19 protein-coding genes and 1 tRNA gene are annotated in these 19323 nt (G+C 73.8%); 14 read left to right on the top strand and 6 right to left on the bottom strand.

Features of this window, described 5'->3' with window-relative positions:
• From AB1673_03445 to AB1673_03435, 3 genes are all read left to right on the top strand, one after another.
• A partial coding sequence (locus AB1673_03445) for a cytochrome c biogenesis protein CcdA (GenBank protein MEW6153032.1) occupies nt 1-327 on the top strand: 327 nt, incomplete at its 5' end.
• Between the two features lie 67 nt (nt 328-394).
• Nucleotides 395-1630, top strand: a complete 1236-nt coding sequence (locus tag AB1673_03440; GenBank protein MEW6153031.1) for an acetyltransferase — start codon at nt 395-397, stop codon at nt 1628-1630.
• Nucleotides 1627-2085, top strand: coding sequence for a hypothetical protein (locus tag AB1673_03435; GenBank protein MEW6153030.1), 459 nt, complete (start codon nt 1627-1629; stop codon nt 2083-2085). Before AB1673_03440 ends, AB1673_03435 begins: the two co-directional genes overlap by 4 nt.
• Nucleotides 2086-2133: 48 nt before the next feature.
• Here AB1673_03435 and AB1673_03430 read toward each other — a convergent pair whose 3' ends face one another.
• Both AB1673_03430 and AB1673_03425 read right to left on the bottom strand, forming a co-directional pair.
• Nucleotides 2134-2985 (bottom strand): radical SAM protein, encoded by an 852-nt coding sequence (locus AB1673_03430; GenBank protein MEW6153029.1) that lies wholly within the window; start codon nt 2983-2985, stop codon nt 2134-2136.
• Nucleotides 2982-3545 (bottom strand): carboxymuconolactone decarboxylase family protein, encoded by a 564-nt coding sequence (locus tag AB1673_03425; protein MEW6153028.1) that lies wholly within the window; start codon nt 3543-3545, stop codon nt 2982-2984. The genes AB1673_03430 and AB1673_03425 overlap by 4 nt, the downstream gene beginning before the upstream one ends.
• 113 nt (nt 3546-3658) lie before the next feature.
• Between AB1673_03425 and AB1673_03420 the strand changes: the two genes are divergently transcribed.
• The 3 genes from AB1673_03420 to AB1673_03410 all read left to right on the top strand — a co-directional run bounded on the left by AB1673_03420 (nt 3659) and on the right by AB1673_03410 (nt 5384).
• Complete coding sequence (locus AB1673_03420; protein ID MEW6153027.1) at nt 3659-4216, top strand: DoxX family membrane protein; 558 nt, start codon at nt 3659-3661, stop codon at nt 4214-4216.
• 109 nt (nt 4217-4325) lie between these two features.
• A complete protein-coding gene (locus tag AB1673_03415; GenBank protein MEW6153026.1) occupies nt 4326-4607 on the top strand; it encodes a hypothetical protein in 282 nt (93 codons plus the stop codon).
• A gap of 48 nt (nt 4608-4655) precedes the next feature.
• Nucleotides 4656-5384 carry a class I SAM-dependent methyltransferase gene (locus tag AB1673_03410; GenBank protein MEW6153025.1) on the top strand — a complete coding sequence of 243 codons (729 nt, stop codon included), beginning with the start codon at nt 4656-4658 and terminating at the stop codon, nt 5382-5384.
• A gap of 352 nt (nt 5385-5736) precedes the next feature.
• Here the strand turns inward: AB1673_03410 and AB1673_03405 are convergent.
• Both AB1673_03405 and dut read right to left on the bottom strand, forming a co-directional pair.
• Nucleotides 5737-5812: transfer RNA gene (locus AB1673_03405), tRNA-Gly, on the bottom strand.
• 27 nt (nt 5813-5839) lie between these two features.
• Nucleotides 5840-6277 (bottom strand): dUTP diphosphatase, encoded by a 438-nt coding sequence (gene dut / locus AB1673_03400; GenBank protein MEW6153024.1) that lies wholly within the window; start codon nt 6275-6277, stop codon nt 5840-5842.
• A gap of 24 nt (nt 6278-6301) precedes the next feature.
• Between dut and orn the strand changes: the two genes are divergently transcribed.
• Nucleotides 6302-6874: an oligoribonuclease gene (gene orn, locus AB1673_03395; GenBank protein ID MEW6153023.1), complete on the top strand. Its 573-nt coding sequence runs from the start codon at nt 6302-6304 to the stop codon at nt 6872-6874.
• Here the strand turns inward: orn and AB1673_03390 are convergent.
• Nucleotides 6808-7674, bottom strand: coding sequence for a diacylglycerol kinase family protein (locus AB1673_03390; protein MEW6153022.1), 867 nt, complete (start codon nt 7672-7674; stop codon nt 6808-6810). The genes orn and AB1673_03390 overlap by 67 nt on opposite strands.
• 32 nt (nt 7675-7706) lie before the next feature.
• Here AB1673_03390 and AB1673_03385 point away from each other — a divergent pair, with 32 nt between their 5' ends.
• The 5 genes from AB1673_03385 to AB1673_03365 are packed head-to-tail and all read left to right on the top strand — an operon-like array spanning nt 7707 to nt 15727.
• Nucleotides 7707-8498 carry a glycerophosphodiester phosphodiesterase gene (locus AB1673_03385; GenBank protein ID MEW6153021.1) on the top strand — a complete coding sequence of 264 codons (792 nt, stop codon included), beginning with the start codon at nt 7707-7709 and terminating at the stop codon, nt 8496-8498.
• 51 nt (nt 8499-8549) lie between these two features.
• Nucleotides 8550-11192: a PD-(D/E)XK nuclease family protein gene (locus AB1673_03380; protein ID MEW6153020.1), complete on the top strand. Its 2643-nt coding sequence runs from the start codon at nt 8550-8552 to the stop codon at nt 11190-11192.
• The gene (locus AB1673_03375) at nt 11189-14167 is read left to right on the top strand and encodes an ATP-dependent DNA helicase (GenBank protein ID MEW6153019.1); all 2979 of its coding nucleotides are present in this window, start codon (nt 11189-11191) and stop codon (nt 14165-14167) included. Before AB1673_03380 ends, AB1673_03375 begins: the two co-directional genes overlap by 4 nt.
• Before the next feature lie 11 nt (nt 14168-14178).
• The gene (locus tag AB1673_03370) at nt 14179-14949 is read left to right on the top strand and encodes a hypothetical protein (GenBank protein ID MEW6153018.1); all 771 of its coding nucleotides are present in this window, start codon (nt 14179-14181) and stop codon (nt 14947-14949) included.
• Complete coding sequence (locus AB1673_03365; GenBank protein MEW6153017.1) at nt 14936-15727, top strand: dihydrodipicolinate synthase family protein; 792 nt, start codon at nt 14936-14938, stop codon at nt 15725-15727. The genes AB1673_03370 and AB1673_03365 overlap by 14 nt, the downstream gene beginning before the upstream one ends.
• 33 nt (nt 15728-15760) lie before the next feature.
• On the opposite strand, the gene AB1673_03360 is transcribed toward AB1673_03365, so the two are convergent.
• Nucleotides 15761-17143: an NADH-ubiquinone oxidoreductase-F iron-sulfur binding region domain-containing protein gene (locus tag AB1673_03360; GenBank protein MEW6153016.1), complete on the bottom strand. Its 1383-nt coding sequence runs from the start codon at nt 17141-17143 to the stop codon at nt 15761-15763.
• Nucleotides 17144-17223: 80 nt separating this feature from the next.
• On the opposite strand from AB1673_03360, the gene AB1673_03355 reads away from it, so the two are divergent.
• Both AB1673_03355 and AB1673_03350 read left to right on the top strand, forming a co-directional pair.
• Nucleotides 17224-18126, top strand: coding sequence for an ATP-binding cassette domain-containing protein (locus AB1673_03355; GenBank protein ID MEW6153015.1), 903 nt, complete (start codon nt 17224-17226; stop codon nt 18124-18126).
• A complete protein-coding gene (locus AB1673_03350) occupies nt 18123-19313 on the top strand; it encodes an ABC transporter permease (GenBank protein MEW6153014.1) in 1191 nt (396 codons plus the stop codon). Before AB1673_03355 ends, AB1673_03350 begins: the two co-directional genes overlap by 4 nt.
• Nucleotides 19314-19323: the final 10 nt, after the last annotated feature.

The raw sequence follows: 19323 nt of genomic DNA, 5'->3' as shown, positions 1-19323 counted from the left end.
CTGGGGGTGGCCTTCGGGGCGGCCTGGACGCCGTGCGTGGGGCCCCTATTGGGCGCCGCTCTGACCCTGGCCGCGGTGTCGGGCGAAGTGGGCCGGGGCGTGCTCCTGCTCGTCGCCTACGCGGCCAGCATCGGGGTGCCGTTCGTCCTCGTCTCCCTGGGCCTGGCCTCGTCCCCGTCCGCAGCGGCCCGGCTCCGGCGGGCCGCGCCCCGCGTCCAGCGGGCCGGGGGCCTGGCCATGGTCGCGTTGGGCGCGCTGCTGGTTACGGGCGCCTACGGCCACCTCACGTCCTACCTGGCCCGCTTCGCCCCCACGGTCGGCCTGTGAACGCGGCTCGCGGTTCGTTCCCCAGGAAGGGGGCGGTAACCTCACCTCGACCGCGACGGGAGGCGAGTTGGCGGAGCCGGGGCGCGACGAGAGGGGTTCGGCCCACACGGGTGGGCTGTCGCGCCGTTCGCTGATCGCCTTCCTCGTCGTCGGCGGCGTGGCCGCTCGGCGCGGCTGGTGGCGGTCCGCCATGGCCGCGACAGCGCCGGTCGGCTCACCCCCGGTCACGGTCGCTCGCCCCGGGCGCCTGTCCGCCGGCCCGTCGTTCGTCGACCCGACGGTCACTCGGTACGGCCACGACCACATCCATCTGGGCCCCGGTGTCTACGTGGCCCCCTTTGCCCGCCTGCTGGCCGCCGGGCCCGGGCGTGACATCCATGTCGGCTCGCACAGCGACGTACAGGACAACGTCGACGTCGACGCCCTTCGGGGCGCCGTCTGGATCGGCGACCGGGTGGCCCTGGCCCACGGCTGCACAGTGAAGAACGGGGCTGTGATCGGCGGGACCGGGCCAACCCACGAACCGGCGTTCGTGGGCTTCAACGCCGAGGTCGACGGCGCCACCGTCGAACCCGACGCCATGGTGCTGCACTTGGCCCGGGTGGGCCCGGGCGTCCGTGTCCCGGCCGGGCGCAAGGTGATGCCCGGCCGCAACGTGGTGTCCCAGTCCCAGGTCATGGACAAGTCGGCAGCCGTCACCGAGGCCGACCGCCTCTTCATGGAGGGTGTGATCGAGGTGAACGTCGCGCTGGCCCACGGCTACGCGGCACTGGCGGCCGAGAGCCCCTCCAACGTCAGGGGGGTCAACTACGACCCCGGAGATAACCCGTTCAACCCCGGCCGCGACCTGCCGACGGTCAGCGGCCAGCCGGTGCGCGACCCCAACGCCCGAGGCCGCGTGATCGGCGACGTACGCCTGGCCGACGGGCTCTCGCTGCGGCGGGTGGTCCTCAGCTCGCTGCGGGCCGACGAGGGCGAGCCCTTCGTCGTCGGGACTATCTCGTCGCTGGGCACGCACAGCACGTTCCACTCCCTGGAGCATGCGGGCCTCGACCTCGGCGATCGCGGGACCTACGGGCCGCGGTCGCTGGTTCACGGCGGGCCGGCCTTCGACGGCGTGACCCGGACCGGCCCCGGCCTGCGCCTGGGCGCAGGATCGGTGCTGTTCCAATCGCACACGGGCACGGGGGTGACGATCGGTGCCCGGTCCCTCGTACAGGCCACCACGTTGGCCGACGGGGCGGCCGTTCCTGCTCGGACGGTGATGATCGGCGGCCACGTGGTCGGGGCCGTCGAGTGGTGAGGCGCCCGCCACTGGTCATCGGCGCGTCGGGCGCGGCAATGGCCGCAGTGGTCACGGCGGTCGCCCGTCGGGCGCGCCGCCGACGGGTGGCACCCATAGGACCGCCTCGGGGCCTGCGAGCGGTACTGCGCGACGAGCTCGTGCCATCGAGCAACGGGCGGGTGGCGTGGCGGACCTGGTGGGAGCTGTCGTGGGACCACCATCCGCGCGCTGTCGGTTACGAGGTGCGGGCGGTCACCACCGAGGGGCCGGCCCGGGAGCTGGCTCGTCGGGACGACCGGCTGCTACGGGTCGAGGCAGCCGCGGGCGACGACCCCGCCGGTGACCAGCCTGCCCGGCGCGACCTTCTGCTCGCCCTCCAGCAGGGCCAGCTCGCCTACCAGGTCAGGGTCGTCGCGCCCGGCCCGACGACCGGGGCCTGGTCGCCGGCGTTGGCCGTCGGCCGCCGGCACTGACAGCGGCCCACCCTGTAGCCCGGCCGACCGGCCGGCGTTGGGTCACGCTCAGCGGATGCCGGTGCGGGCATCGGCCCCCGGGGGGCGGGCCTCGACCAACCGGAGCAGGGCCTCGGCGGGAACCGACAGGGGGTCGGTAGTGCGGGTCACGAGCAGGTCGGTGTCGAGCACGCCGCCCGTCACGGTGGGCCCGAACGGGCTCCAGAACGCCCCGTCAGCGGTGACCGTGAGCTCGGGCGGCAACTCGGGCGTCCCGGCGACGATGCCCTGGCCGTTGGCACGGGCCCGTCCCCGGCGGACGACGGGCCGCACCACGTGGTCCTCGTCGGGCACCCCCAGGGAACGGTGAAGCTCGCACAGGCGAGCCATGTCGTCGGGGTCCCCGCCGTCCTCGACGGTGGTCGCGACCCGCACCCGCAGCCCGGCGTCCACCAGGCGGGGTACGGCCTCGACCACCTTGCGGAAGTTGTCCGGGCCCCGGGCCTCGTCGTTGCGGTCCGGCTCGGCGCTGTCGAGCGACAGTTGCAACCGCAGCGGCAGCCCGGCCAGGGGCCTCAGGGTGGCCAGTCGGGCGTCGGTGAACAGCGTGCCGTTGGTGAGCACGACGGTGGGCAGGACCTCGGCCATGCGGGCCAGCACGGTCGGCAGCTCGGGACTGAGGAACGGCTCGCCCCCCGTCACCCCCATCTCGGTGAACCCCAGCGCTGCGGCCTCGTGGGTGAGCCCCACCATGCGTTCGCCGCTCAACGCCCGCCGGGGCACCCCGGGGGCCGACTCGGTAAGGCAGTAGGTGCAGGCCAGGTTGCAGGAGTAGGTCGAGTAGAGCCACACCCGTCCCGGCAGCCGGCCATCGGCGACGGCACCGGCGACGGCACCGGCGACGGCACCGGCGACGGTCATGGGGCCACCGCGGCGGCCGCCAACCGAGCCTGGGTCTGCGGGGAGGTGGGCAGGGCCAGCGACGTGCACAGTCGGTTCAGGAACATGGTCGCGCCCACGGTCACCGTCAGCTCCACGACCTGGTGGTCGGCCAGTACGGATGACACGGCCGCCCAGGTCTGGTCGTCGACCGTACCCCGGCCCACAGCCAGGGCGTCGATCCAGGCGACAGCCGCGGCCTGGCGCTCGTCCAAGCCGGGAGGCCGCTGGCCGGGGGGTGTGTCCCGCAGAGCGGTCACCATGGCGGGAGTGAAGCCCATGTCCCAGGCCACGACCGTGTGGGTATCGACGCAGTACCGGCACTCGAGGACGGCCGAGGTCCGGAAGATGGCCATCTCCTTGATGTCGGCCGGCAGAGCCCCGGGCCCGAGAGCCGCACCCACGAACGGCAGGGTGGCCACCGCCAGTTCGGGCACGGTCGCCAGGGCCCGGGCGATGACCCCCGGGTCGCCGCCCTCGTAGAGGTGGCGGACGAGCAACGGGGCCTGGTCGGCATCGACGAGAGCTACTCGGGCGTTCACGGTGCTTACCGTTGCACGCGCCTGGCCGGGGCGCACGGCCTGGACCGGGAGTTCCGGGTTTCGTAACCAAAGGGCCCGGGCGCGGTCCGTCCCCGTCCTGCTATCCAGTGGGGATGGCCACCCACGGTCCCGACGAGACCCCAGTCCTCCCGGCTCGGAGGATGGCCCAGGGACTGGCCGTCCTGCGCATCTTCGTGGGCCTCATATTCCTGGCCAACGGGCTGGCCAAGCTGTTCGGCTTCACCACTGTGACCGTCGGGCCCTACACGGCCAACCTCATCGACCGCGGGGCAACCGGTTTCATCCTGCGCTACGAGGGCCTGGAGAACCCGGCGGCCGGAGGAGCGGGTAGCCAGGTGCCGGGCGTACAGCCGGTCGTGCGCTTCCTGCTCGACAACTTCGACGTCGTGCAGTGGCTCGTCACCGCCCTCGAAATCGGTGTCGGCGCCCTGCTGGTGGTCGGGTTGGCCAGCCGGGGCGCGGCCCTGGCCGGCCTGGCCCAGCAGGTGGGCCTGGCCCTGCTCTACGCCTCGTCCAACCGGTGGCTGTTCGAGCAGCCCCACGAGTACGTCCCGCTGGCCATCCTGCTGGCCGTGCCCTCAGGGCTGGTCTGGGGCCTCGACGGCCGACTTAGCTGGGCCCGGGCGAAGGCCGGTCGCTTCCCCTTCTGAGAACTTGTAGTTGAAGGTCCATGAGCACGACGACGTGTGAGCCGGGAGCCATCAGCGACCGGCGGCCGACCCTGGACAACGCCTCAATGCCTTTGACATAATCCTGCACATGGGCGGAGGCGGCCTGGCGGGGAGTAAAGCAGGCGAGGGCCGGGCAGGCCCGAGGTCGGTCCGCCGAGCCCTGGGGATGATGATCGTGCTGGTCCTGGCCGCGGACGTGACCGCCCTCATGACCATCGAGCCCGGGGCCGCCGGTGACGGTGATGGGGCCGGGGGCGAAGGCCGGGCCAAGGAAACCTCGGTGGCGGCCGAAGCGATCCAGACCACCACGGCACCGGTGGTCTTAGCCGTCGAAGACTTCTCACCCGGTACGGCGGCGGTCCCGGCGTAATGTCGCCACTCGTGGGGTTCGAGGTCCTCCGATGCCTACGACCGGTTCATGGGCAGGTACTCCTCCGCGCTCGCGTCACTGTTCGCGACGTTCTGCGGAGTCGAGCCGGGACAAAGGGCCGTCGATGTCGGATGTGGCCCCGGTTCGCTGACGAGCGAGCTGGTCAAGCGACTGGGCGCTCCGTCGGTTGTCGCGGTCGATCCGTCAGCGTGCTTCGTCGAGGCCGTGCGCGAGCGCTATCCGGGTGTTGAGGTGCATCGTGCTTCCGCCGAGCGGCTTCCGCTTCCCGCCCGCACGTTCGACGCGGCGCTCGCTGAGCTCGTCGTGCACTTCATGACCGATCCGGTGGCCGGCCTTCGTGAGATGAGTCGTGTAGTCAAAGCCGGCGGCGTTGTGGCGGCGTGTGTGTGGGACTTCGATGAGGGAGGGAGCCCGCTCAGCCTGTTCTGGGAGGCGGCGAGGGGCCTCGACCGAGACGCCCCCGGCGAGAACTCGCTCCCGGGAACCCGCCGCGGTCATCTCGCGCAGTTGCTGAAGGAAGCAGGGGTCGAGGCGATCGGAGAAGCGAAGCTGACCGTCGAGGTGGAGCACCCCAGCTTCGAGGAGTGGTGGGAGCCGTTCGAGCTCGGGGTTGGCCCAGCCGGTTCGTATGTCGCGGGCTTGGGCCTGCTCGAGCGGGGACGATTGGCCGACCGGTGTCGTCAACTCCTTCCAGAACCGCCGTTTGTGGTGTCCGCGTCTGCGTGGGCCGCAAGTGGACGGGTAGCTGCCCGCTAACCTCTCGTCCTACCGCACGAGGTGTCCGTCGCGTAGCCCGCGACGAAGACGACCGCTGGTCGGTATAGGACTTCGTCCAGTGCTTCGTCCAACTTTGCCATTGCCATCACCACTGCGCGCCTCACGTCCTCAGTGTCCCAGCGGTGCGTGGCCTTCCACCTCTTCCTGCCGGTCAGCGGAATCCCGGCCGGCGTAGGCCCGGATCATCCACGCCCCCTACTTGTCCTTGTACATGCTTCCCGCCATCACTTCATGGTACTTCACCCCGCGCTAAGGATGTAGTTCGGATGTAGTAAACGGGCTCGGGCACGAGAAGAGGCCCTCCGGAGAGGGCCTCTGACCTGCACTTTTGTGGAGCGGACGACGGGATTCGAACCCGCGACCCCAACCTTGGCAAGGTTGTGCTCTACCAGCTGAGCCACGTCCGCGTGTAACCGACCCCAACTCTAGCAACCTCAGCGGCCGGTGTGGCCGAACCCGCCGGTGCCGCGGTCGGATTCGGGCAGGGCGTAGACCCGGACGAAGCGGGCCTGTTCCACCCGCTGGACGACGAGTTGGGCGACCCGGTCGCCGCGGTGGACCTCGTAGGGCGTGGCCGGGTCGGTGTTCACCAGGAGAACTCGCAGCTCGTCGCGGTAGCCCGAGTCGATGAGCCCGGGGGCGTTGAGGACGGTAACGCCGTGGCGCAGGGCCAGCCCGCTACGGGGCAGGACGAAGCCGGCCCAGCCCTCGGGGATGGCCAGGGAGATGCCCACGGGGACCAGGCCCCGGCCACCGCCGGCCGCCAGTACGAGCCCTTCCCGGGCCACCAGGTCGGCCCCGGCGTCGGCCAGGTGGGCGTAGGAGGGCAGGTCGAGCTCGGGGTCGAGCCGCACGACGGGGACGTCGATCACGGCCGGAGCATACGATCGCCCTTCATGCTCGTCTGGCTCGACCTGGAGATGACCGGTCTCGACCCCGCCCGCCACGCCATCGTGGAGATCGCCACGCTGATCACCGACGACGAGCTCGAGATCGTGGCCGAAGGGCCCGACCTCGTCGTCCACCAGCACCGCGAGGTGTTGGCGGGCATGGACAACGTCGTGCGGGCCATGCACGAGCGCAGCGGGCTGCTCGACGCCGTGGTCGAGTCCTCGCTCACCCTCGAGGAGGCGGGCCGGGCCACGATGGAGTTCGTCCGCCACCACGTGCCCGAGGCCAAGACGGCCCCGCTGTGCGGCAACTCGATCGGGACCGACCGGCGGTTCCTGGCCGCCCACCTTCCCGAGCTCGACGAGTACCTCCACTACCGGTCGGTGGACGTCTCGACGGTCAAGGAGCTGTGCCGGCGCTGGTACCCCGAGGTGTTCGCGGCCGCCCCCGACAAGTCGAGCGCCCACCGGGCCTTGGGCGACATCCGCGAGAGCGTGGCCGAACTGCGTTATTACCGCTCGTCGATCTTCGTGCCCGGGGGCACGAGGACGGTGAGCGCCCCCGGCCGCGAGACATAGCGCAGGGGCGGGCGCAGGCGCACGACCTCGCCGTCGAGGGCCACGTCGACGAGGTCGCGGGGCAGGTCGATCACCAGTTCACGCGACTCCCGTTGCACCAGCAGGGGCGAACGGTCGAGCCAGCCGGCCACCAGTGCGGCCGTCACCCGGGCCCGGGCCAGCGGGGAGTCGGCCCGGGCCAGGCGGAAGTCGAGGACGTTGGAGCCCAGGCCCTCCCGGGAGTTGAGGCGCAGCAGGCCTCGGCCGTAACGGCCGTTGCCCACGAACACCATCCACGCCCGGTAGCGCCGGCCGTCGATCATGACCGTGAACCGGTGCCCGTGGCGCAACTGCTCCCAGGCGGCCGCCACCGTGGCCAGGCCCTTGGGCCAGCGCTGCTCGTGGACCTCCCGGGTCACCACGATCCGTGGGTAGATACCGATGCTGGAGTTGTTGACGAACCGCTGGCCGTTCACCTCACCGAGGTCGACCTTCACCACCTGGCCGCCGGCGGCCGCCCGGCCCGCGGCCTCCAGGTCCTCGATGCCCACCTCCCGGGCGAAGTGGTTGCGGGTACCGGCGGGGACGGGCACGAGGGGCACGCCCGTCCCGGCCAGGACCTGGACGGCGGTCCGGACCGTCCCGTCCCCCCCGGCCACGGCCACGAACGCCGGTCCCGTGGCTACGGCCTCCCCCATCACGGCCTCCAGGTCGTCCCCGTCGAGCTCGTGCACGGCGCTGCCCGGGAAGTGGGGGGCGACGTCGGCCACCTCGGTCCGGTCCGGGCCCGACCCGGGGTTGACGAACACCACGCCGGCCACGGCGCCCGACCGTAGCGGGCTACGTTCGTCCCATGGGCGTCAGCTGGGCCTTCCTCGACCACCCCGGCCCCATCGCCTTCGCCCACCGGGGCGGCGCCAGCGAGCTGCCCGAGAACACCATGGCCGCCTTCGAGCACGCCGTGGACATGGGCTACCGCTACCTGGAAACCGATGTCCACGTGACCGCCGACGGGGTGGTGGTCGCCTTTCACGACAGCTCGCTCGACCGGGTCACCGACCGCACCGGGCGCATCGCCGAGCTGCCGTGGTCCGAGGTGCGACGGGCACGGGTCGTGGGACGCCCGGGCGGCAACGCCAGCGATGGCGACCACCGCATCCCGCTCATCGAGGACGTGCTGGCCGCCTGGCCCGATGTCCGGGTCAACATCGACCCCAAGGCCGACCGCTCGGTGAGCCCCCTGGTCGAGGTCCTGCGGCGCACCCAGTCGTTCGACCGGGTGTGCGTGGCCGCCTTCTCCGACCGCCGTCTGGCCCGCTTCCGCCGCCTGACCGGCGGCCAGGTGTGCACCGGGATGGGCCCGGTCGAGATCGCCCGCCTGCGGGCCGCCAGCGTGGCCGGGGTGGCCGGGCCGTTGGGCGGGGCGTGCGTGCAGGTCCCGGTCGCGGTGGGCCGGGCCACCGTGGTCGACCAGCGCTTCGTCGACGCCGCCCACCGCCGGGGCCTGCCCGTGCACGTGTGGACGGTCGACGACGAGCACGAGATCGGCCGACTGCTCGACCTGGGGGTGGACGGGATAATGACCGACCGACCGGCAGTGCTCAAGGACGTACTGGCCCGCCGCGACCAGTGGGTCGGCCGCTAGGTGACCGCCAACCCCGCGAAACCTGCGCGGGTTTCGTAGCCTCGGCCGGACATGACACTGACGGCGGAGCAGCAGGCCGTGGTCGACAGCCAGGCCCGCCGGCTGGTCGTACGTGGCGGCCCGGGGACCGGCCGGACGACGACGTTGGCCGAGCGCTACCTGGCCCTGGTGAGCACCGGGGGCGTCGCCGCCGGCCGGGCCCTGATCGTGTGCCGCGACCAGGCGGCCGCCCGCCGGTCGTGGTCGCTAATCGAGGGCCGCGTGGGGCGCACCGGGTACGACGTGTTGCCGGCCACCAGCGCGCTCTCCCTGGCCTGGGACATCGTGGCCCGCTCGGGGCGCGATGTTCACTTGGTGATGGGGAGCGAGCGGCGGGCGCTGGTCCGGTCCCTGCTGGCATCCGAACCGGCGGCGGCGTGGCCCGTGCTGGGCCGGTTCCTGGGTAGGCCGGCCTTCGCCACCGAGGTCGCGTCGGCCCTCGAAGGGCTCGACGGGGTCGACGGGCTCGACGGGGTCGACCTCGCGTCCGCCGGGCCCCGCTGGGCCGAGCTGGCCTTGTTCGCAGAGCGCTACCGAGCGGCCCTGTCGGCCTCCGGCGGGCTCGACGTGACCGGGCTCATGGCCGAAGCGGCGGCGCTGGCCCCTCGCCACGGTCAGCGGTTCGACCACCTGCTCGTCGACGACGCCGACGACCTGACCCCGGCGGCGGGGGCGCTGCTGGCCGCCCTGGCCGGCGAACAGACGGCGGTGACGGCCGTGTACCCGCTGGGCCACGGGGCCACGGCCCTTGCCGGGAACGGCGCCCAGGAGGTCGCGCTGACCAGGTCGTTCCGGGCCGCTCCCCCCGGGAGACTGGTGCGGTGCGCCCACCCCTCGATCGAAGCCGAGGCGGTAACCGGCGCGCTGCTCGAAGCCCGAGCCGCCGGCGTGGCCTGGAGCGAGATGGCCGTGCTCGTGCGCGCGCTGGACCGCCGGGCCCGGTCGATCGGGCGGGCAATGGCCCGCCACGGTGTGCCGGCCGTCACCCCGCCCCAACTGGCCCGGGGCGAGCCCGTGGTCGACGCCGTCGTCGACCTGCTGCGCTGGGTCGGGGGCGACGGCTCCGCCCTCGACCGCCTCCTGGTATCGCCCCTGACCCACCTGGTAGCTCCGAGCCCCGCGCTGGTGGCGGGCGGGGCCGGACCTCCGGGCGGCGGGGCGGGCCTGGTCGACCCGTTCGTCGTCAGGGCCGTACGCCAGGAGGCCCGGGCCGGGGGGCGGGCGTTGGAGGACGACCCCCGGCTGGCCCCGCTGGTCGCCCTGCGTGACCACCTGCGGGCCCGGGCGGCCGCGGGCGACAGGCCATCGGATCTGGCCTACGAGGCGTGGGCCGCCGGCCTGGCCGACCTGGGCACCACCGGCCTGGGGGCGGTGGACGACCGTGCCCTCGACGGCCTGGTGGCGTTGGTGGACGGGCTGGCCGCCTTCGAGGAACGCCACGGCGCCCGGGGCGCGTCCCTGGCCCAGGCCCTGGCCGCCTGGGACGAGGGCGACCTCGTCCCGTCGCCCTGGCGGCTGGCCGCATCGGCGGGCACGGAAGGGGTGACGATCAGCTCGATCGCGGCGTCCGCCGGCCGGGAGTGGCACACGGTCGTGCTGGCCGGTTGCGTAGAGGGGGAACTGCCCCGCACCCGTACCGGGACGCCCTTGTTCGACCCGGCCCGGCTGGGCCGGCCCCCGGGCGGGCTGGACGACGAACGGGCCCTGTTCGGCCTGGCCACCAGCCGGGCTACGGCCGCCCTGGTAGCCGTGGCCGCCCCCGAACCGGGCGTGCTGCTCAGCCGGTTCGTCGAGGACTGGCCCCCGGCGGCCGACGTCCACCTCCCCCTCGCCCCCGGTCGCCCGGCCCCGGCCCGGCCCATGACGGCCGGCGCCGTCCCCCTGTGGCCCGGAGGGGCCCTCACCCTCTCGGCCACCCAGCTGGCCACCTATGACGACTGCCCGCTGCGCTACGCCTACTCCTACGGCCTGCGGGCGCGCGACGTGGCCGGCGTGCACGCCAACCTGGGCACGCTCGTCCACCAGGTCCTGGCTACCTTCCTGGGCCCCGAGGGCGACGTACCACCGACCCAGGAGGGCCTGCTGGCCGTGGCCGAACGGGTGTGGACCGACGACATCGCCCGCTACCGGCCCCAGGCCGAGGAGGCCCGGCGCGACTTCGTGACCATGCTGGCCGGGTGGTGGGAGGACGAGGGCCCCGGCTCGGGCCGGTTCCCCGACGTGGTGGCCACCGAGCACGGGTTCGAGGTCGAGGTCGGCCCCCACCGCCTGGTCGGGAGCATCGACCGGCTCGACCGGGTGCCCGGGGGCCTGCGGGTCGTCGACTACAAGACGGGCAAGAAGGACCCCTCCCCGGCCGACGTGGCCGACGACCTCCAGCTCGCCATCTACCACCTGGCGGTGCTCCGCGACACCGTGCTGGCGGCCCACGGCCCCCCCGTCGCCCTCGAGCTCCACTACCTGCGCTCGCGCCAGCGCTACACCCAGGCCATCACCGCGGACCACCCGGCGCGCACCGAGTCCCGGGTGCTCGAGGTGGCCGCCCGCATCGTGGCTGAGGAACTGGCCCCGTCGGTCGAGGCCAACTGCCGCACGTGCGCGTTCCACCGGCTCTGCCCCCTGCAGGACGCGGGCCGCGAGGTGGGCATCGGGTGACCACGACCGACGAGGCCGGCCTCCGGCTCACGGTCGAGCAGCAGGCGGCGGTGGACGCCCCCCTCGCCCCCCTCCTGCTGGTGGCCGGCGCGGGGACGGGCAAGACGACGGTGATGGCCCAGCGCATCCTGGGCCTCGTCCGCAACCAGGGGGTGGCCGCCGAGCACGTGCTGGGCCTCACGTTCACCAACAAGGCGGCCTTCAACCTGAAGGAGAAGGTGCGCACCGCCCTCGGGCCCGACGCCGGGGTGACGGTGGCCACCTACCACTCCTACGGGGCGGCCATCGTGCGCGACCACGCCCTCGACCTCGGCCTCGACCCCGGCACCCAGTTGCTCGACCGGGCCCAGGCCTGGCAGCTCCTGTTCACGGTGTTCGACGAGTTCCGGTTCGAGCGGCGCAGTGCCCTAGCCCCCGAGATCGTCCTCGAAGCGGCCCTCACCCTGGCCAGCCGGGCGGCCGACTACCTGGTCCCGGTGGAGGCCATCGAGGCCGACTGCGACCGCCTGGCGGCCGAGACGCCGTGGAAGAAGGTGGCCGACACGGCGCGGGCCCGCCGGGAGCTGTGCCAGGTGGTGGCCGCCTACGAACGGCGCAAGCGGGAGCGCAACGTGTTGGACTACGGCGACCAGTTGGCCCTGGCCGTGCGGCTCCTGGCAGACGAACCCGCGGTGGCCGACGCCGAGCGGGCGCGCCGCCCCGTCGTGCTGCTCGACGAGTACCAGGACACGAACTACGCCCAGCGCCGGCTCCTGGAGCTGATCTACCCACCGGGCTCGGCCGTCACCGCCGTGGGCGACGACATGCAGTCGATCTATGCCTTCCGGGGCGCCCACCTCTTCAACATCCTGCACTTCGACGACCACTTCGCCATCGCCGGCGAGCCTGCGTCCCGCCAGGCCCTGCAGGTCACCTTCCGCTTCGGGGAGCCGCTGGCCACGGTGGCCAACCGCATCCAGGACCGGGTGGGCGACGCCCTGCACAAGGAGCTGCGTCCCGCCCCCGGCGCCCCCCCGACGACTGTCGAGTGCTTCCTGGCGGCCGACGACGGCGAGGAGGCGGCCACCATCGCGGCCGACATCGCGGCCCGCCACGGCGCGGGCGCGCCCTGGTCCGACCACGCCGTGCTGTGCCGCAAGCGGCGGCTCATCCCCGCCATCGTGGCCGCCCTGGCCGCCGAGGGCGCCCCCGTCGAGGTGGCCGGGGCCAGCGGGCTGCTCGACCGCCCCGAGGTGGTCGACCTGGTGGCCTGGACCGAGGTGCTGGCCGACCCCCGGGCGCTGGTCCCCCTCCTGCGGGTGCTGGAGGGGCCCCGCTACCGCATCGGGCGCCGCGACCTGGCCGCCCTGGCCCGCCACGGCCGCACGCTCGGCGCCACGCTGGCCGAGGCCGTCGAGGACCTCGAGAACGTCGGCGACCTGTCGGACGCGGCCCGGGGCCGGCTGGCCGATTTCCGCCGGGAGCGGGCCGAACTGGGCGTGGTGGCCACCCGGGCGCCGCTGCTCGACCTGGTCGAGACGATCGTGCTGCGTACCGGTCTGTGGTCGGCGGCCGGCGAGCGGGGCCGGGAGAACCTGCTGCGCTTCCTCGACCTGGCCGAGAGGTTCACCCCGCTGGAAGGCGAGCCCACGCTGGCCGCCTTCGTCGAGTACCTCCAGCTCCTCGACCAGTCCGAGGAGGACGTGGCCGAGGCCCATACCACCGGCGCCGACGCCGTCCGGGTGATGACGGTCCACCAGGCCAAGGGCCTGGAGTTCGAGGTGGTCTACGTGCCCGGGCTGGCCGGCAAGGGCTCGTCGCGAATCTTCCCCGACGAGCGGGGGCACGAGAACGCCCTGGGCAACGCCTCGGCGCTGCCGTGGTGGCTGCGGGCCGACGACGAGGGCATCCCCGACCCGGCCACCGCCACCCAGAAGCAGATCGGCGAGGCCCTCAAGCGGCGCCGCAGCGACGAGGAGTGGCGCCTGCTCTACGTGGCCGCCACCCGCGCCCGGCACCACCTGGTGTGCTCGGCCGCCCACTGGTACCCCGGCCCGGCCCAACCCCAGGGGCCGTCGGAGTTCTACGAGCTCATCTCCTCCCTGGCCGCCGAGGGACTGGTCCACGAACGCTTCCGCCACCCGGCGGCCACCGTCGACCCCGACCGGGCGGCCAAGGAGCGGCACCGGCGGGCGGCCGAGGCTCGGTACGCTGCCCCGGTGGCGTCCGACCCGGCCCAGCTCCGGCTCGAGGACATCGCCGCCACCCCGGCGACCACCGCCCCCCGGCGGACCGTGCCGGCGGTGGTGTCGGTCACCGGCCTGGTGAGCTACGCCCGCTGCCCCAAGCAGTTCTACTGGGCGGTGGTCAGGCCGCTCCCCCGCCGTTCGTCCCCGGCCGCCCGGCTGGGCACGGCCGTGCACCGGTGGATCGAACAGCGTTCGGGCCGGCAGCTCTCGCTCATGGGGCCCGAGACCGAGGCCGACGACCCCGACGCCCTGCCTGCCGATGGGGGTGCGGCCGCCGCCCTGAAAGGCTCGTTCCTGGCCAGCCCGTGGGCCGAGCTCGACCCCGTGCGGGTGGAGGCGCCGTTCGTCTTCACGGCCGGTGCCCACCGGGTGCGGGGCCGGGTCGACGCCGTCTACGAGCGCGACGGCCGCCTCGAAGTGGTCGACTTCAAGACGGGCCGGCCGGCTGCCCCCGGGGACCGCCCTGCCACCCTGCAACTGAACCTCTACGGCCTGGCCGCGGTGGACACGTGGGGCGCCGACCCTGGCCGCCTGCGCACGACCTACTGCTACCTGCGGGCCGACGGGCCACCCGCCCTGCTGTCCGCCGACTGGGACGGGGGAACCTTGGACGCGGTGCGGGCCGACTTGGCCGAGACCCTCGACCGGCTGGCCGCGGAACGCTTCGAGCCCGCCCCCGGCCGCTGGTGCGCGGGCTGTGACTTCCTGCCCGCCTGCCCCGACGGCCGCCGGGCGACCGAACGGTAACGTCGGTGCCGGTGCATGGCCCCCTGAACCATGACCAGATCGCAGTGGTGCTGCGGCGGGCGGCCGAGCTCGACCGCGACCTGGGGCGCGGACGCGACCAGAGGGGGCTGGACGAGGAGGCCGTGGAGCAGGCGGCCGTCGAGGCCGGGCTGTCGCTACCGGCCGTGCGCCGGGCGCTGGCCGAGTACCGGGCCGGGCTGCTCGACCAGACCGACGGTCCTCCACGGCGCCGCCTGCTGGGACCGGCCGTGCTCACCGTTACCCGTTCGGTGCCCGGGCCCGTCGAGGAGGTGGAGCGCCACCTGCACGGCTTCCTCCACGACCAGCTGTTCGAGGTCCGCCGGGACATGGGCACCCGCACCACGTGGGTCCGCAGGCGCAGCCTGGAGGCCACCACCAGGCGGGCCATCGACCGGGCCGTCCACCGCCGGCTGTGCCTGCGCGAGGTCAACCACCTCGACGTGTCGGTCGTGGGCGACCGCGACGGCTGGGCGCTGGTGCGCCTCGACGTCGACGTGGTGGCCGCCCGCCACGCCCAGGGGGGCGCGGCCGGGTCGGGGGCGGTGGTCGGGGGCGGGCTGGCCGTGGCCGGGGGGACGGCGGCCGTACTGGCCCACCCCGTCTTCCTGGTGGCCGCGTCGGCCGGCCTAGGGGTGGCCGGGTTGGGCCACTGGGCCGGCACCCGCATGTACAGCAACCGGGTGGCGGTCATCGAGTCGTTCCTGGCCGGGGAGCTCGACCGCCTCGAACGACGGGACAGGAGCACCGGTGAGCGTCACTGAAGCGGGACCGGGTTCGGACAGCCCGCCGTTCACCGGGGTAGGGGTGGCCCTGGTCACGCTGTTCGACGCCTGGGGAGAGCTCGACGCCCCGGCCACCGCCGACCTGGCCGCCCGCCTCGTCGAGCTGGGGGTGGGCGCCGTGGTCGTGGCCGGCAGCACGGGGGAGGCCGCCGCCCTGTCGGCCGCCGAGCGGGCCGAGCTGCTGGCCGCCGTGCGGGCGGCGGTCACGGGCGTGCCCGTCATCGCCGGGACGGGAGCGCCGTCGGCCCGCCAGGCGGGCCGCCTCACGGCCGCAGCCGCCGACGGCGGGGCCGACGCCGTGCTCGTGCTCTCCCCGCCCGGGGCGGCCGACCCCCGGCCCTACTACGACGTGGTCGCCGGTGCCGCCCGGGGCGTGCCGGTGATCGCCTACCACTTCCCCCAACTGGCGCCGCCCGGCATTCCTGTGAAACTGCTCGACGACCTGCCCGCGGTGGCCTGCAAGGACTCCTCGGGCGACCCCGCCCGGTTCGTCGAGGCCCTGGCCACCTACGGCGGCCACTACTACCCGGGGTCGTCGGCCCTGCTCCTCATGGCCGGGGCCCTCGGGTGCCCGGGGGCCATCGACGTGCTGGCCAACTACGCCCCGGAGCGGTCGGTGGCCGCCTTCGCGGGCCACGCCGAGGCCCAGCTGGCCCTGGCCTCGGACTTCCGGGCAGTGATGGACGACTTCCCCGGGGAGGTCAAGCGGCTCACCGCCGAACGGTTCGGCACCTCGGCCGTGACGAGGCTGGGATGACCACCGGCGACACCCCGGCCGGCGGCCAAGCTGTCAGCGGTAGGTCCAGTCGGGGTTCTTGAGAGCCTGGCGGTGGTCGTAGGTGACCTGGCCACCTTCGAGGTCGACGATCTTGGGCACAGCCAGGTCGTCGCGGTGGCGGGGGCAGTCGCCCTCGACGTGGTCGGCGAACTCCTCGGGGAAGGCCCGCAGCACGCTGCTGACGACGAGCTGCTCCTCGACGGGCAGGTAACAGCGGTTGCCGTCGGTGACCTTCTTCAGCCGGGCGCCGATGACCTCGACGTCGTTGTCGCTGCCCTGGCAGCCGTCGATGGCGGCCAGCCGCTTGGTGATCTCCTCGCTGTTGAGCTTGCAGGCCGGGCACTGCCCGCACGACTCGACCCACAGGAACCGGGAGATCTCGTGGGCCACGGCCACCATGCAGGCCGTCTCGTCGTAGACGGCGAACCCGGCCGCCCCCAGGCCGCTGCCGGCCGCGGCCATGGCCTCGTAGGTCAGGGGTGTGGCGAGCTGGTCGGCGGTGAGGACGGGGTTGGCCACCCCCGAGAACACGGCCTTGACCCGGTGGCCGGGCCGGGGCCCGCCCCCGATCTCGTCGATCACCTGGGCCAGGGGCGTGCCCATCTCCACCTCGCCGTAGCCGGGCCGGGCCACGTCGCCCACCACCGTGGCCACGATCGTGCCCGGCGACTCGGCCGTGCCTGCCTCGCGGAACCAGTCCGACCCCCAGGCCACGATGTGGGGGACGTTGCACAACGTCTCGCAGTTGTTCACGACCGTGGGGTTGGGCTCCTCGGTCTGGAGCCCCACCCCCGCCCGGGAACGGGACGCCTCCCACCCCAACTGCGGGCTTATCGCGAACAGGCCGTGCTCGTAGGGGGGCAGGATGCGGGGCATCGGGGGACGGCCCTCGATGACCTCGAGCAGGGCCTTCTCCTCCCCGAACAGGTACTCGTCGGGCCCGGGGACGACCGTTATGGGCACGTCGCCCGCCAGCCCGGCGGCCGCCATGTCGGCCAGTGCCCGGCCCAGCGACTCCCGCTCGCGCTCGAAGCTGGCCTTGATGCCGACGTAGACGTGCTCGGCCCCGATGGCCAAGGCGGCGATGGCCAGCCCCTCGACCAACTGGTAGGGGTTGGCCCGCAGCAGCGCCCGGTCCTTGAACGTGGCCGGTTCGCCCTCGGCCGCGTTGCACACCAGGAACTTGTGGGCCGCCTCCTGGCCCCGCACCGAGGCCCACTTGCGGCCCGTGGGGAACCCGCCCCCGCCCCGGCCCCGCAGGCCCGACTTCTGGACTTCGCCGATCACCCACTCGGGGCCCTTGGCCCGGGCCAGCGACAGGCCCTCGCCGCCGCCCAGAGCACGCCAACCGTCTACGGAGGTGACCGGCTCGGCCGGCAGCAGGAACGTAGCCACGATGGCGCCCGAGCCTACCCACCCCGGCCCGGCCGCCCCGCATCGCCGAGGCCACGACGGGCAGCACCTACCCTGGCCCGGTGCTGGCGTTCGCCGGGCTGACCAAGCGCTACGGCGACGTCGTGGCCCTCCACGAGCTGACCCTGGAGGTCCCTCCCGGGCGGCTCTTCGGGCTGCTCGGGCCCAACGGGGCGGGCAAGTCGACGGCCATGAAGCTGGTGTTCGGCCTGGTGCGGGCGGACGGCGGCGAGGTCCGGTGGAAGGGCCGGGCCGTGGGCCAGGCCGAGCGCCTGCGCTTCGGCTACCTGCCCGAGGAGCGGGGCCTCTACCCCAAGATGCGGGTGCGCGACCAGCTCCGCTACTTCGGGCGGCTGCACGGCCTCGACCGCCGGACGGCCACCGACCGGGCCGCCTACTGGCTGGAACGGCTGGGCATCGAAGAACGGGGCGCCGACCGGGCCGAGGCCCTGTCGCTCGGCAACCAGCAGCGGGTGCAGTTGGCCGCCGCCCTCGTCCACGACCCTGACCTGCTGGTGCTCGACGAGCCCTTCTCGGGCCTCGACCCGGTGGCTGTGGACGCCCTCAGCGACGTGCTGGCCGAGCGGGCCGCGGCCGGGGCCACGGTCGTGTTCTCCAGCCACCAGCTCGACCTCGTCGAGGACCTGTGCCACTCGGTGGCCGTCATCGACCGGGGCCGGCTGGTGCTCTCGGGTGTCGTCCATGACCTCCGGCGGGCGGGTGGACACCGCCACCTCCGGGTCGAGACCGACCCTCCCGACGGCCCGTCGGTGGCCGCGGCCGTGGCCGGGATGGACGGGGTGAGCGTGCAGGAGTCGGCCGGGGGGGTCACCCGGCTGGCCCTCGGTCCCGAGGTCGACCCCCTGGCCGTGCTCCAGCGGGCGTCGGCCGGTGCGTCCGTCGTCGACTTCGGCCTGGAGCTGCCCCGGCTCTCTCAGCTCTTCCGCGAGGCGGTAGCCCGATGAGCCAAGCCCGCCCCGTGAGGCTGGTCGTCGGGCGGGAGGTGGCCGAGCGGCTCCGGGCCAAGTCGTTCGTGATCAGCACGGCCATCTACCTGCTGCTGGCCATGGCCGCGGTGGTCGTCCCCCACCTGGTGGGCGACGCCGACACGCGGCCCCTCTATGGCGTCGGGGTCGCAGGCGACGGGGCGGCCACCTTCGAGCGGGCCGCCGGTGAGCTCGCGCCCACCTTCGGGGTCGACCTGCGCTTCGAGCGGCTGGCCGACGCCCGGGCCGCCGAGGAGGCCGTACGCGACGGGTCGGTCGACGTGGCCGTGGTCGACGGCCGCCGGGCCCTGGCCCGCGGCGGCCCCCCGGCCCGGCTGGCGGCCGTGCTCGAGGCCGCCACCTACCAGGCCCGCCTGGCCGACGGGCTGGCTGCCGCGGGCGTCAGCGCCCAGCAGGCGGCCGCCCTGCTGCGGCCCACCGAGCTGCGCTTCGAGCGGCTCGCGGGCGACAGGCCCCTGCGTACCTCCAACCGCCCGCTGGCCTTCGCCGGCATCCTGGTCATCTACCTCTTGCTGCTCACCTACGGGTTCACGGTGGCCAACGGCGTGCTGGAGGAGAAGTCGTCGCGCGTGTCCGAGGTGCTGCTGGGGACGCTGCGGCCGGCCCAGCTCCTGGGCGGCAAGGTGGTCGGGATCGGCGTCGTCGCCCTCGTCCAGTTGGTGGTGGTGGGCGTACCCGCGGGGGTGACGGCCGTCGTGCTCGGGGGGTCGCTGTCGGTCCCGGCCGGGAGCGCGCTCACGGTGGCGTCCATCGTCATGTGGGCCGTGCTGGGTTACGCCTTCTACAGCTGCCTGTTCGCGGCCGCCGGGGCGGCCGCCGCCCGTCCCGAGGACGTCGGCAACGCCACCGCACCCATCACTGTCCTCATCCTGCTGACCTACTTCCTGGCCTTTGCCAGCATCGAGAGCCCCGACAGCACGCTGGCCCGGGTGGTCTCGTTCATACCGCCTATGGCCCCGATGACCATGATGCCCCGGGCCGCCATCGGCAACGTGGCCGCGTGGGAGGTGCCGCTCTCGGTGGCCCTGCTGCTGGTCATGACCTACGGGACGGTCCGCCTGGGGGGCCGCGTCTACGCCGGCGGGATGCGCCGCCCCGGCCCCAGACTGAAGCTGCGGGAGGCGTGGCGGGCCGCCGGTTCGTGAACCACGTGCG

The organism is Actinomycetota bacterium (assembly GCA_040754375.1).
GTDB lineage: Bacteria > Actinomycetota > Acidimicrobiia > Acidimicrobiales > AC-14 > JBFMCT01.
This window is presented reverse-complemented; position numbering and strand designations above follow the sequence as displayed.